Source organism: Alkalimonas amylolytica (assembly GCF_900107845.1).
GTDB lineage: Bacteria > Pseudomonadota > Gammaproteobacteria > Enterobacterales > Alteromonadaceae > Alkalimonas > Alkalimonas amylolytica.
Genome location: NZ_FNRM01000002.1, coordinates 130,452 through 145,668, shown reverse-complemented (window position 1 = coordinate 145,668; position 15,217 = coordinate 130,452). Strand labels below are relative to the sequence as shown.

At 49.7% G+C, this 15,217-nt stretch carries 7 protein-coding genes; all 7 read left to right on the top strand.

The annotated features are described in order from the left end of the window. Positions 1 to 48 precede the first annotated feature (48 nt). Complete coding sequence (pepN, locus tag BLW37_RS04105) at positions 49 to 2,640, top strand: aminopeptidase N (protein ID WP_091339982.1); 2,592 nt, start codon at positions 49 to 51, stop codon at positions 2,638 to 2,640. 10 nt (positions 2,641 to 2,650) lie between these two features. Beyond that, entirely contained in the window at positions 2,651 to 2,872 is a 222-nt protein-coding gene (locus BLW37_RS04100) for a DUF2835 family protein (protein WP_091339979.1), read from the top strand. A gap of 314 nt (positions 2,873 to 3,186) precedes the next feature. Further along, positions 3,187 to 5,271: a DUF1302 domain-containing protein gene (locus BLW37_RS04095; RefSeq protein ID WP_091339976.1), complete on the top strand. Its 2,085-nt coding sequence runs from the start codon at positions 3,187 to 3,189 to the stop codon at positions 5,269 to 5,271. A gap of 19 nt (positions 5,272 to 5,290) precedes the next feature. Continuing rightward, positions 5,291 to 6,652 carry a DUF1329 domain-containing protein gene (locus BLW37_RS04090; protein WP_091339973.1) on the top strand — a complete coding sequence of 454 codons (1,362 nt, stop codon included), beginning with the start codon at positions 5,291 to 5,293 and terminating at the stop codon, positions 6,650 to 6,652. Between the two features lie 69 nt (positions 6,653 to 6,721). Then, a complete protein-coding gene (locus BLW37_RS04085; protein ID WP_091339969.1) occupies positions 6,722 to 7,753 on the top strand; it encodes a WD40/YVTN/BNR-like repeat-containing protein in 1,032 nt (343 codons plus the stop codon). A gap of 3 nt (positions 7,754 to 7,756) precedes the next feature. Then, complete coding sequence (locus BLW37_RS04080; RefSeq protein ID WP_091339965.1) at positions 7,757 to 10,075, top strand: efflux RND transporter permease subunit; 2,319 nt, start codon at positions 7,757 to 7,759, stop codon at positions 10,073 to 10,075. A gap of 234 nt (positions 10,076 to 10,309) precedes the next feature. Further along, on the top strand, positions 10,310 to 15,154 hold the full coding sequence (locus tag BLW37_RS04075; RefSeq protein WP_091339960.1) for an NAD-glutamate dehydrogenase: 4,845 nt from the start codon (positions 10,310 to 10,312) through the stop codon (positions 15,152 to 15,154). Positions 15,155 to 15,217 lie beyond the last annotated feature (63 nt).

Sequence of the window (15,217 nt, the reverse complement as noted above, 5' to 3'; positions counted from 1 at the left end):
CACGTTATACTCAGAAAAAGCTGTTGAAAACCTGCTACCGGAGTTGCTATGTCTGCAGAAACCCTGAATCGTTCTGTGAAACGTCTGTCTGATTATCAGCCACCCGACTTTGCTATTGACCGTACCGATCTCACTTTTGAACTGGATGTCGACAAGACAGTGGTTACTGCAGTGCTTGAACTGCGTCGATTAGACCCACAAGTCAGTGAGTTGTGTCTGGATGGTCAGCAGTTGCAGCTGTTGTCCTTGCACTACAACGATAGTCTGATGGCAGATGATCAATTCGACTGCCGTGGTCATCAGCTGCGCCTGAAAGTATCAGAGAATAACTTCCGTCTGACCATCAAGACACAGATTAACCCTCAGGCCAACACGGCTCTCGAAGGTTTGTATTTTGCCAATGGCAGCTTTTGCACACAGTGTGAAGCAGAGGGGTTCCGGCGCATTACCTATTACCTGGACAGGCCTGATGTGCTGTCAGTGTTTAGCACCACTATCATCGCGGATGCTGCCCATTTCCCCTATTTATTATCCAATGGTAATAAGGTGGAAGAGCGCCCCTTGTCAAATGGTCAGAAGCTGGTCTGCTGGCAGGATCCTTTTCCAAAGCCCAGCTATTTATTTGCTTTAGTGGCAGGTGATTTTGATCTGCTACGAGGAGAGTATCTAACCCGATCCGGTCGCCTTGTTGGGCTGGATTTTTTCGTAGAAAAAGGCCAGAGCGGCAAAGCGGCTTTTGCACTCGATGCATTAAAGCGCTCCATGCAATGGGATGAGCAACGCTTCGGACTGGAATACGATCTGGATAGATACATGGTGGTGGCGGTTGATTTCTTCAATATGGGCGCCATGGAAAACAAAGGCCTGAATGTATTTAACAGTAAGTATGTGCTGGTTAGTCAGGATACCGCCACCGATACCGACTTCTTTAATGTTGAGTCGATTATTGGCCATGAGTACTTTCACAACTGGACCGGCAACCGGGTTACTTGCCGTGATTGGTTTCAGCTAAGCTTAAAAGAAGGGCTTACGGTGTTTCGCGATCAAGAGTTTAGCCGCGATATGGGTTCGGCCACAGTCAATCGCATCCATGCGGTTCAGGTAATCCGCACCGCCCAGTTTGCCGAAGATGCCAGCCCGATGGCGCACCCGATCCGGCCACAGCAAGTGATGGAGATGAATAATTTCTACACTGTGACTGTGTACGATAAAGGTGCCGAAGTGATTCGTATGCTGCATACCCTTTTGGGGGAGGCAGGCTTTCAGGCTGGCATGCGTTTGTACTTTCAGCGTCATGACGGCCAGGCTGTGACCTGCGATGACTTCGTACAGGCGATGCAGGATGCTAATCACTACGATTTAACCGCCTTTCGGCTTTGGTATCAACAGTCGGGTACGCCAGAGCTTACTGTTCAGCGGCATTATGATGCCCCGAACCAACGGCTGACATTGCGACTGAGCCAGCAGACGCCGGCTACGGCCGATCAATCGGATAAAGCTGCTCTGGTCCTACCCGTCCGCTACCAGTTGCTGGATACAACTTGCAGCCCGTCAGGGCTCTTTGTGATGCAGAAATCCAGTGATACCTTGGTATTTGATGGTGTATCAGCCCAAGCTTTACCTGTACTTCTGGAAGACTTTTCTGCACCAGTACGTTTAAAGCATGATTATACTGAGCAGGAGCTACTGCGCATTGCAAAAGAGGCAGCCAATGGCTTTGCCCGTTGGGATGCTTTGCAATCCTGTTGGTTGCTTTGGTTGCAGCAAACGATGGAGCAAGCGAGTGATTTTGTGCTGCCTGATGCTCTATTCGAGCTTTATCAGCAGCTGTTAAGTCAACCTCTGGACGATAAAGCATTAACAGCAGAGCTGTTAAAAGTACCGGATTACGGCGTATTTGCTGAAAGTTTTCAGCAAATACCTGTTCATGCGATTCTGAGCGCAATTGATAGCTTCCGCCAACAAATCTGTCAACGCTTAGCGCCTGAGCTGCAGAGCTGCTATCAGCAGCACAGCGCAGCTGCTGTCGATTACAATGAAGCAAATGTGGGGCTGCGGGCGTTGAAAAACCGTTGCCTGGATTATTTGGCGGTCCAAGGCCAATCCAGTGAATCTTTGTTGCAGCAGCAATACGGTGCGGCAAACAACATGACAGATAAGCTGGCGGTACTCAAAGCCTGTCTAAATAGTTCACACCCGGCTTTCTTGAGCTTGATGCAGCAATTTGCCAATGAGTGGCAGCATGATGTATTGGTGTTGGATAAGTGGTTTAGTTTGCATGCAGCCAATCCAACCATTGCAGTATTCGAGCAAATCTCATTACTTTGTCAACACCCAAAGTTCAGCTGGCAGAACCCCAACCGGGTTCGGGCGGTATTTCATGCTTTTGCGATGCAAAACCCTGGACAGTTTCACCGGTTGGATGGTCGTGGTTATCAACTCCTGACTGACACCTTATTGAAACTGGACCCCATCAATCCTCAGGTTGCGGCTCGGTTAGTGACACCGTTGTTATCCTGGCAGCGTTTCGATTCAAAGCGCCAGGCATTAATGAAAGAAGCCCTGCATCGATTGTCTTCTCAGCAGGGCATCAGTGATGATCTCTATGAGAAAGTCAGCAAAGCCTTAGCAAACGAGTAAGGATCGCTCGGTGGCGCTGTATCAGTTCTTTTTGCACCTATCTGCGGAGGAGTGCCTTGGTTATTATCAGGGCCATTACCGCAATCTTATAGTCACTGCAAAAAGCGGTGAGCGTATCCAGATCCCAGCGAAACACTTTCATCGCTTTATTCAAAAGGACGGTATTCATGGCCTCTTTACCATCCTGCTGGATAAGGATGGTAAGTTGATAAAATTAATAAAAAATAGTTAGAGTTATTGCTTTAAACGCTAGCTTGAAACGACTGTTCATTCCCAGGTGTTATTTCAACTGAATTATCATTATCTTAGTTTCAGGATTTGGGTTTTTTCAAAAGCTGATTAAACTAATAAGGTATCTTTCCGGATGAAAATCGTTTGGTGATGCAAAAAACAAATACAAATCAACAGATTTAGCCGGTGAGAAGCCTTGCGAAGCTACCGAAATGATGTAATTATTTTATTCATGTGCGCTGAGCTCCGATGAGTGGCCAGTGTGTCGATACAAAAATAACAATGACCTGCAGGGACAGGGGGGGAGAAACTGAAATGAATAAAAGGCCAATTCTTTTCCATAAAAAGCCTTTGGCAATGGGTGTAGCTGCAGCATTGCTTGCAATGTCTGCCAGCTCCCAAGCTGCCAGCTTCCGGCTAGGGGATGTTGATATTCAGTTCGATTCGACGTTTTCCTATGGTGCCAGCTGGCGTACATCAGAGCGTGACTGGGACTCGATTAGCAAAGTAAACCATCCACGTTTTGATTGGACTGGCTACAATGCCGGCACCAACAACATCATCTACACTCCTCAGGATATCTGGGCTCAACCAGGCGCTTATTCCAGCAATGGTGATGCGGGTAACCTGAACTTTGACCGTGGTGATATGTTCAGTAATATGCTGAAAGGAACCCACGACTTATCCATTCGTAAAGACAACATCGGCTTCTTTGGCCGCTTTATGTATTTTTACGACTTTGCTCAGCGCGGCAGTAATTATGCCTACACCAACCCTCTTTCCGGGCAGCAGGTCAACCCTTGTGATGACAAACGGGCCCGTGAGCTGAGCTGTCGTGACTTTCGGCTGTTGGATGCCTACATCTACGGTAATTTTGCGCTGAATGACGGCATGAATCCGCTTACCGTGCGTTTGGGCCAGCAAGTGCTGAGCTGGGGCGAGAGCACCTTTATCCCGCATGGTATCAACATTACGCCAGTGGATGTCGGTATTTTACGCGCCCCGGGTGCTGACTTAAAAGAAGCCTTTATTCCTGTTGGTATGCTAACCATGGCGTTGGGTATTACTGACAACCTGTCCGCAGAAGTGTTTTATCAGTACGGCTGGGAAAGCAGTTACTTGCCAGCTCCTGGTACCTATTTCTCCACCAATGATTTTGCCGGTGCTGGTGGTCATAACCAGAATATTCAGCTCGGTTTTGCCGGTAACCCGGATATTGATTTATACCATGTTCTAGGTAACCTCAATAATATCAGTACTATGCTTGCCACTGGTGCAATAAGTGCTCAGACAGCTGTTGGTATGTACTTGCAGTATCCTACCAAGGTGGCACTACGTCCACATGGCAACAACGGTGAGTTAAAGCCGAAAAATGGCGGTCAGTATGGTGTAAAATTTGAATATTTTTCGCCTGAGTTGAATGATACTGAGTTTGCTGTCTACTACATGAACTACCACAGCCGGGTACCACTCATTTCGGGCAGGGCCTCCAACTTCAATCAAGCAGCAATTATGCAGGATATTGGCTATCTTGCTCAAAATGCAGGGCAAATAGATAAAGATACTATCTTGAACTTGCAAGCTTTTGCGCATGGTTTGCTGGAGTATCCTGAAGATATCAAGTTGTACGGCTTCAGTTTTAACACGACAGTGGGCACGACATCGGTTGCTGGTGAAATAGCGCACCGTCGAGGCGAACCATTGCAAATCGATGATGTCGAAATTCTATACGCTGGCATGCCTGAACAGCTTGCGAACTCTGATGGAGCCTGGAGGCGCCCTGAGTTGGCCGGGATTTCACAGATCGGCCGTTTTGATGGCAATAAAGTACAACCCGGTGCAATGGCTCAAGGTTATATCGAGCGTGATACTACGCAGATGCAAATGACGTTCACCCACTTGTTTGGTCCGGTACTTGGTACTGACAACTTCACCATGTTGGCTGAAGTTGGTGGCATTAAAATACACAGCATGCCGGATCAGCAGGTATTGCGTTTAAACGGCCCGAATACCGATCGTAGTGGTGCACCATTGATTGGTGCTAATGGCCCATCCGAAGGTCTGCATACTGCATTATCCGACGGCCCTGAGCCAAATCCGTTTCCAACGGCTTCAGCCTGGGGTTACCGCGTGTTCGCTCAGGCCCAGTACAACAACGTGTTTGCTGGTACCAACATGACGCATCGCGTGAACTTCGCGCATGATGTCAATGGCATTACCCCTGATCCACTCTTTATGTTTGTGCAGGGCCGTAAGTCGCTGGGCTATACCCTTGGCTTTGACTATTTGAATCGTTGGTCCGCAGAGTTGTCTTACAACTGGTTCTGGGGGGGCGTAGGCACCACCAACAACCTGGCAGACCGTGATTTCGTGTCATTTAACATTAAGTATTCCATTTAAGTAAGGGACGAGAACGATTATGAAAAAACTCACCCTCCTGGCTAGTGCAATAGCCATGGTTGTTAGCTGCAGTGCACTGGCTAAGATTACGCCGGAGCAAGCTGCTCGTCTTGGTCAGGATCTTACGCCTATTGGCGCTGAGCGCGCTGGTAATGCCGCAGGGACTATCCCTGAGTGGACGGGCGGTATTCTGACACCACCTGCTGGTTACACCCCAGGTGATCATCACCCGGATCCCTTTGCTGATGATCAGGTCAAGTTTGTCATCGACAGCAGTAATTTAAACCAGCACCGTGATAAATTGAGCCCGGGGCAGATCGCGCTGTTTGAACTGTATCCGGATACCTTCAAAATGCCGGTCTATCCAACGCGGCGTTCCGCTTCGTTTCCACAGTACTTTTACGATGCAACCAAAGCAATTGCCACCAAGGCCGAACTGATTGAAGGTGGTAATGGACTGGCCAATGCCGCCATTGGTATTCCATTCCCCATTCCCAGCAATGGTTTAGAGGCAATTTGGAACCACATTGTGCGTTACCGTGGTGTAGCAGCAACCCGTAACGGCGGTCAGGCTGCACCAACGGCTTCAGGTGCTTACACCTTTATCGGATTTGACGAGCAAATCATGTTCAAGTATTCGCACCCGGATGCGACGCCTGAGAACCTGATGGCGGAAAACATTTTGTTTAAATTCAAACAGAGTGTTACCTCGCCAGCTCGTTTAGCTGGTACCGCCTTGTTGGTGCATGAAACCATGGACCAGATTGCAACACCGCGTCAGGCCTGGACCTACAATACCGGGCAGCGCCGTGTGCGTCGTGCGCCAAATGTGGCTTACGATGCTCCAGGAACCGCCTCGGATGGTCTGCGTACCACAGATGACTTTGATATGTTCAACGGTTCACCGGATCGCTACAACTGGGAGCTCAAAGGCAAGAAAGAAATGTATATCCCGTACAACAGCTACAAGCTGCATAGCAAAGAGCTGAAATACAGCGACATTCTGATGCCTGGTCACATTAATCCTGAACACACGCGTTACGAGCTGCATCGGGTTTGGGTGGTGGAAGCTACACTGAAAGATGGTATGCGTCATGTGTATGGCAAGCGGGTGTTCTACATTGATGAAGACAGCTGGCAGATCCACGTGGCAGACTTGTACGACAACCGTGGTGATCTGTACCGTGTTGCCCAGGCGCATGGTCTGAACTACTACGAAGTTCCAACCCACTGGAGTACGCTGGAAGTCTATCACGATCTGAATTCACGCCGTTACATTGCGTTGGGCCTGGATAATGAAGACGTAATGTATGACTTCTCTGTCACTTTGAATGACAATGACTTTACCCCGGCAGCTTTGCGGCGCGAAGGCGTTCGTTAAGACCGGACCAAGCGTATCAAAACGGCTGAGTCTCTCAGCCGTTTTTCAATCTAACCGAGACGAATTCAGATGAAATTTGCCTGCAGTATCCCCAGCATGATTGGCATTTTATTGCTCGCCATCCCGGTAGCTTCAGCCATAGAGCAGCCGGAGCCAAAGCCTGCTGTGATTGCGCCTCTGGCGGCACAATCGCTGTTAACCGATATTACGGTGCTGCCTTCAAACCGCCTGATAGCCGTTGGTGAGCGCGGTCATATTTTGTGGAGTGATAATGGCTCTCAGTGGCAACAAGCCGAAGTGCCTGTGCGTGCTAACCTGAATGCTGTTTATTTTGTCGATGCGGATTATGGCTGGGCGGTAGGGCACGATGCCAGCATTGTACATAGCCAGGACGGTGGTATCAGTTGGCAGTTGCAGCAGTTTTTACCCGAGCTGGATAAGCCACTGCTGGACGTGGTGTTTGAGAACCGACAGCACGGTATTGCTGTTGGCGCCTATGGGCTAATGTATCGCACCCGTGATGGTGGTGACAGCTGGCAGGTAGAATTTCATCTGGAGTTGCTGGACGAAGAAGAGCAGGATTACCTGCTCGAATTAAAAGACGATGATCCGGAGCTCTACGCCATTGAGCTGACGGCTATTTTACCGCACTTCAATCGTATTTACCGGGCTGGAGAGCAGTTGTTGATGGTCGGCGAAGCTGGTTTTTTTGCCATCAGTGATGATTTTGGTCAGCACTGGGAGTTATTAGAACCTTTCTACCATGGATCCCTGTTTGATGTAGCGGTCACGACTGAAGGCCATTGGCTGGCCGTTGGTCTGCGTGGCCATGTGTTTTTGTCTGAGGATGAGGGTGAAAGCTGGCAGGAAATGGTGCTGGCGTCGCAAGCCACCATCAACAGTGTGATTGTCCGGCCTGAAGCTATTTATTTAACCGGTAACGCCGGCCTGTGGGCGGTGAGCACCGATCAGGGGCAGAACTTTACCTTCCGTACGGAAGCCGAAGGCCGTGCTATCGTCAATGCTGTACCTTATCAACAGCAGATGATTCTGGCTACCGAGCTTGGGATCCGTCAGTTAGTGCAACAGAAGCCAGAATAAGCCATGAGTTTAAATCGATTCGTTAATAAATTTGAGTACGCCTTGTTCCGCCACCGTATTGCGGTGTTGGCTGTGTTTGCCCTGGCAACGTGTTTTCTGTTGTTTAAAGCAACCCAGATCCAGCTGGATGCAGGCTTTAGTAAGAATATACCGCTCAAGCATGAGTACATGAAAACCTACATGCAGCATGAGCAAGATTTTGGGGGGGCCAATAACATTCTGGTCTCCATGTGTGATGCCAGCGGCAATATTTTTAATGCCGGTTTTTTTGAAACCTTACGGCAAGCACACGACCAGCTGTATTACATTCCGGGAGTGAACCGGGTTCAGGTACGTTCTTTGTTTAGCCCCAGCACCCGCTTTGTCGAGGTGGTGGAGGATGGTTTTGCTGGTGGCCCGGTCATTCCCGCCGACTTTGTTCCCGATCAGCGCGGCCTGGCCAGAGTCCGTGAAAATGTCGAGAAAGCCGGTATTGTGGGTCGTATGGTGGCAGATGATTTCAGTTGCGCCATGATCAATGCCCAGTTGCTGGAAATTGATCCATCCACCAACGAACGACTCGATACCATTCAGTTTGCCGCGACTTTGGAAGAGCAAATCCGCGGTCAGTTCGAAAGTGATGATATCAGTGTGCATATCATTGGCTTTGCCAAAATGGTTGGGGATGTTGCCGACGGCGCCAAAGGTGTGTTGGTGTTCTTTGCCATCGCCATTGCTATTACGTCCCTGATGGTATTCTTCTTCTCACGCTCGCTGATGCTGACAGTACTGCCGATTGCTTGTTCCTTAATTGCGGTGATTTGGCAAATGGGCTTGTTGTCGGTGATCGGCTTTGGCATCGATCCGATGTCTATTCTGGTACCGTTTTTGGTATTTGCCATCGGGGTTAGCCACGGTGTGCAGATGATCAACTCCACCGGCAAACGGGTGGCATCTGGAATGGATGCGAAAACCGCAGCTCAGGCCAGCTTTCGCAAGCTACTGGTGCCAGGTGGTGTGGCGCTGCTGTCCGATACGGTGGGCTTTTTAACCTTATTGATCATTGAGATTGGCGTGATCCGTGAATTAGCCATTACCGCCAGTTTGGGTGTGGCAGTGATTATCCTGACCAACCTGATCCTGTTGCCGGTGCTGATGTCGTATGTGCGTTTTAGTAAGGCTTACCAGCAGCGGGCTGCAGCGGGTAATCCAACGGCCGATCGCATGTGGTACAAGCTATCTGCCGTTGCCACCAAGCCTGTGGCTGCTGTAGTGCTGCTAATCACCACCGTGTTGTTTATTGCTGCCATGATTCAAAGTCAGCAGTTAAAAATTGGTGACTTGCATGCCGGCGCACCAGCCCTGCATGAGCATTCGCGCTACAATCAGGATACCTTCCTGATTACCGATCGCTTTGCCATATCGGTGGATTACATCAATGTCATGGTGGAAACCATCCCTAATGCTTGTACCCATCATGACATTATGGAGCGGATTGATCACTTCCAGTGGTTGATGCTGAATGTGCCGGGGGTGCAATCTGCTGTCTCGCTGTCTTCGGTGGCGAAAACCATCAATGCAGGTTACAACGAAGGCAATGTCAAATGGCGGGTGTTACCGCGAACGACCCAAAGCCTGGTACAAGCATCGGCGCAGGTTGAAACCAGCAGTGGTTTACTGAATCGGGATTGTTCGGTGATGCCGGTGATCTTATTTCTGGAAGATCATAAAGCGGAAACCCTGGCCCGTGTGGTGCAGGCAGCGAAAGATTATGGCTCTGAGCTGGGCGATGAGGATACCCGCTTTTTGCTGGCATCAGGCCCTGCCGGGGTGATGGCAGCGACCAATGAAGCAGTGTCTGCTGCCCAGCGGCCAATGATGTTCTATGTGTACGGTGCTGTGATTATTCTGTGTTTGCTCAGCTTCCGCTCTGCCCGGGCGACAGCGGCAGTAGTGGTGCCACTCTTTGTGGTGTCGACCATGGCGATGGCCTTGATGACCTTGCTACAGATTGGTCTGACGGTATCAACCTTGCCGGTGATTGCATTGGGTGTCGGTATCGGGGTGGATTACGGCATCTACATTGTCTCCAGTATGAGTCAGATGCTCAAAGATCGGGTACCAATGCGTGAAGCCTATTACGAAGCGCTGAAAGAGCGGGGCAGTGCGGTGCTCTTTACTGGGATTACCCTGGCCATTGGTGTCAGTACCTGGGTATTCTCGGCGCTGAAGTTCCAGGTCGATATGGGGATCCTGCTAACCTTTATGTTCCTGGTTAATATGTTGGGTGCTATTTTGGTTCTACCAGCATTGGCGGCATTTTTCTGGCCAAAGAATAAATAATGCAAAAAAACTTTATGCATGACTAAACATGAAAATGGCCGAAAGGCCATTTTCTATTTATGGGAATTGCATAAGTTGTCATCAGCACTTGCAATCACTGGTTGCACCAGTCTAAAACACTGAAATAAAGCTCGAAAATGGCTACAATAGTGACTACACTTCGCAGCTAACTCGTACAATCGTGCGAAGTTGAATCATGCCCTTGGCGTCATGACGTAAATAAAGGATATGAAAATGGCACTGATAGATGGTCAACCCTCTGTACTACTACAAAACGTAAAAAAACTCATTCAACAGAAAGTGAAAGAGCAGCCAGCTCTGGTCGAAAAGTTTGCCTCCATTCTCTACGGCAGTATCGCTGCTGAAGACTTAATTGGCCGCAATGACAGCGATCTCTATGGAGCCGCTTTAAGTCTGTGGAAAACCTTTAACAATCACCATCAGGATGGTGCCGTGATTCGGGTGTTTAACCCGGAGATCAGCCGTCATGGCTGGGAATCCAAACACACCATTGTAGAAATCGTGGTACACGATATGCCATTTTTGGTGGACTCCGTGCGGATGGCGCTTAGTCGGCAAAATATCTCTGCACATTTCTTTGTGCATATGCCATTGCAAGCAAAACGTACAGAGCAGGGTGTCATCGAAGACTTTGATAAACTAGGTGCCAAAAACAAAGCCGATACCCGACAGACGGTGTTTCATATCGAGATTGATCGTCAGACCGATAAAGCTGCCGTTGATAATTTAACCGCAGAGCTTCACTCGGTGATGGAAGATGTCACTCTGTCGGTGCAAGACTGGCAGATCGTTCGTGAAAAGCTCAAAACGGTGATCAGCGAGCTGCCGACTTCACTCGCTGGTAAAGAGCTGAGCAAAGAGCGCAAAGAACACATTGAGTTCCTAAACTGGCTGGTAAAAGACAACTTTACCTTCCTCGGCTATCGCGAGTACAAGATAAAGCCAGTGAAAGGGGATTACCGCATTGAAGGCGTTGCCAATACGGCGCTTGGTCTAATGCGCCGTGCTGATGCAAAAGATCTGATGTTATCTGAACTGCCAGAGAATGCTCGCCATCAGGCGCTGGATGACGCTTTGTTGATCCTGACTAAAACCAATCATAAGTCACGGGTTCATCGGCCGGCCTACATCGACTATGTCGGTGTCAAACAGTTTAACGACAAAGGTGAAGTGACCGGTGAACATCGCTTCATCGGTTTGTATTCAGCCACCTTGTATAACAACAGCGCTGGTGATATTCCACTGTTGAAGTCCAAGCTGGCCCAGGTGATGGCGATGTCCGAGTTTACCCCGGGTACCCATGCTTACAAAGCCATGCTGAATATTCTGGAGACCTATCCACGGGATGAGCTGATCCAGGCCAGACCAGCTGACTTACTGGATGTGGCCACCGGCGTGCTGCAAATGCAGGAACGCGATATGACCCGGGTCTTTATGCGTAAAGATACCTTTGGTCGGTTTGTGTCGGCCATGGTGTATGTACCGCGAGAGCGTTACAACACTCAGTTGCGTAAAGAAACGCAGCACATCTTCCAGCAGTTCCTGAAAACTGATGAGCCGGTTGAGTTCACCACCTTCTTCTCTGAGTCGGTGCTGGCCCGTACCCACTACATCATTCGTATCCACGATAGTCATGTCGAGTTGAATGTGAAAGAAATCGAACGCAATCTGATTGAAGCCGCCCGTACCTGGGAAGATAAGCTGGAATCGGCGCTGGTTGGCGTCTATGGCGAAGCAAAAGGCCGTGAGCTGGCTCGAAAATATGTCAATGCTTTCCCACGCGGCTACAAAGAAGAAATGTTGCCAAACGATGCTTTGGTCGATATTGGCAAACTGGAATCGCTCAATGAAGAACACACCTTAGAGATGTTGTTCTATCAGCCACAGGAAGAAAAAACCAACAGCAAGGCGGTGCGGCTAAATCTGTTCCACAAAGACAAACCTATTCATTTGTCTGATGTGTTACCGATGCTGGAAAACTTTGGCTTGCGGGTCATTGGTGAAACACCTTATCCGGTGCGTACTCCGGATGGCTCCGTCAGCTGGATCCTGAATTTCACCATGGAGCTAAACTGTGAACTGCTGAATGAGTTTGAGCAGGCCCAGCAAGATTTCCAAAGCTCCTTTGCCAAAGTATGGGCTGGTGCTCTGGAGGACGATGGCTTTAACCGCCTGATCCTGGCTGCCGGCTTATCTGGTCGTGAAGCGGCTTTGCTGCGGGCAATTGCCAAGTACAAACGCCAAATCGGCGGTACTTTTAGTCAGAGTTACATTGAGAGCACCTTTAGCCGTTATCCTCAGTTGGCAAGATTGATTGTGGAACTCTTTAACAGCAAGTTCTCGCCGGCAACCAAGGTAACAGCCAAAGCGATTGAGAAGCTGGAACAGCAAATTATCGATCAGCTGGAGCATGTAGCGAACCTGGATGACGATCGCATCATTCGCCGTTTCGTTGATATTGTGCATGCGGTGCTTCGTACCAACTATTTCCAGCCAGATGCGCTTGGTAACGAGAAACCGTACATTTCGATGAAGATTAAACCGGATCTGATCCCGGAAATTCCATTACCGGTGCCGGCATTCGAGATTTTTGTTTACTCCCCGCGGGTAGAAGGTGTGCATCTGCGGTTTGGTAAGGTTGCCCGTGGCGGTTTACGCTGGTCTGATCGTCGTGAAGATTTCCGTACCGAAGTATTGGGCCTGGTGAAAGCGCAGCAGGTGAAAAACACCGTGATTGTGCCGGTGGGTGCCAAAGGTGGCTTTGTTTGTAAGCAGCTGCCTGAAACGGGTGGCCGTGAAGCTTTCATCAATGAAGGCAAGGCCTGCTACCGTACCTTTATCCGTGGTTTGTTGGACGTGACCGACAACATCGTCAAAGGTGACATCGTACCACCGAAGGATGTGGTGCGGTTGGACGAAGACGATCCCTATCTGGTGGTCGCAGCCGACAAAGGCACTGCGACTTTCTCGGATATTTCCAACGGTATCTCGGAAGAGTATGGCTTCTGGATGGGCGATGCGTTCGCTTCCGGCGGTTCCAATGGGTACGATCACAAAGGCATGGGCATCACAGCGCGCGGTGCCTGGGAGTCGGTAAAACGCCATTTCCGCGAAATTGGCATCGATTGTCAAACCACTGATTTTACCTGTGTGGCCATCGGTGATATGGCGGGTGATGTGTTTGGTAATGGCATGCTGCTGTCGAAGCACATTCGCTTGCAGGCAGCTTTCAACCACATGCATATCTTTATTGATCCGACACCGGATGCGGCCAGCTCCTATAAAGAGCGTGACCGTATGTTTAAACTGCCTTCTTCTACCTGGGATGATTACGATAAATCTTTGATCTCTGAAGGTGGTGGTGTCTTCCTACGCAGCGCCAAATCGATCAAGCTCACGCCGCAGATGAAAAAAATGCTGGGCACCAGTAAAGCCACTATGACGCCAACGGAACTGATCCGGGCTTGTCTGGCGATGCCGGTCGATCTGATTTGGAACGGTGGTATTGGCACTTACATGAAAGCCAGCGATGAAAGCCATGCCGAAGTGGGTGATCGCGGTACCGAAGCACTGCGCTTAAATGGCAGTGAGTTTAAAGCCAAGATCTTTGGTGAAGGCGGAAACCTGGGAGCAACCCAACGTGGCCGCATTGAGTTTGCTGCCCACGGTGGTCGCATCAATACCGACTTTATCGATAACGTCGGTGGTGTGGACTGCTCGGATAACGAGGTCAACATCAAGATCCTGTTGAACGCTCTGGTGGCTGCGGGTGACTTAACCCTGAAACAACGCAACAAGCTGCTGGTCGATATGACCGATGATGTCGCGCGTCTGGTGATTGAAGACTGTTACCAGCAAACCGAAAGCATCTCGATTTCAGGTCTGTTAGGTGCCGATCAGTTAAAAGAATACACCCGCTTTATCCATACCCTGGAAAAAGAAGGCAAGTTGAACCGCGAGCTGGAGTTCCTGCCATCCGATGACGAGCTATCCGATCGCATGGCGCGTGGCATGGGATTAACCAGGCCAGAACTTGCGATCCTGACTGCCTACGGCAAGATGGTCCTGAAAGAGCAATTAGTACTGCCGGAAATTTATGAAAACCCTTACTTTAAGCAAGAGTTGTTTGCGGCTTTCCCACTGGTCCTGCAGAAAAAGTACAGCGTCGAGATGGAGCAGCACCCGCTGAAAGGCGAGATCATTGCCACCAAGCTGGCTAATCAGCTGGTCAATGAGATGGGACCGAACTTTGCCCAGCGTATGAGTGAGGAAACCGGTAGTAGCGTCGCTGAGTTGTTGCTCTGTTATGCCATGGCGCGCGACTTGCTGGATGTGTCCACGCACTGGGATGCACTTCGGGCCCTGGATAATAAAATTCCGGCCAGTTTGCAGACTAAGCTATTGCATCAGCTACGCCGCACCATGCGGCGGGCAACCCGGTGGTTCTTGCGTCACCGTAACAAGGCACTGGATATTCAGCAGACCCTGGCGTTCTTTAAACCGGCCTTTAAAGAGGTGTCGGACAATCTGCCACGCTTTATGGCAGAAAAAGAAATGGCTGAGCTGGATATGCAGTTTAAAACCTATCAGGATAAAGGGATCCCGACAGAAACTGCTCGCTACCTGGCTTACTTGAGCACCGTATTCTCGGTGATGGATATTGCCCAGGTGGCTGATGCGGAACAAACATCAGTACCTCTGACGGCTGAAATCTACTTCAAGCTGGGGGATCGTCTGGATCTGCACTGGTTCCTGGAGCAAATTACCCAGCAACCGGTGGCCAACCATTGGCAAGCACTGGCGCGCGCAAGTTACCGCGAAGAGTTGGATTGGCAACAACGCTCGCTGGCAGCTGTGGTGGTTCGTAGTTGTGGCGGAGCCTGCGATGCTGAGTCTGTGATTGAAAGCTGGCTTAACGAGCACGATGCGTTGCTGGAGCGCTGGCGCATGATGCTGGCCGAGTTTAAAACTACCAAGAGCCATGAGTTTGCTAAATTCTCTGTTGCTTTGCGTGAGTTGATGTTGCTCAGCCATCACTGTGAGCCTGTTAAATCCTAAACCAACAGGGTAAAATACCCAATAGGTTAATCCAGATAACCCCGGTCCTGCTGGTACCACTAC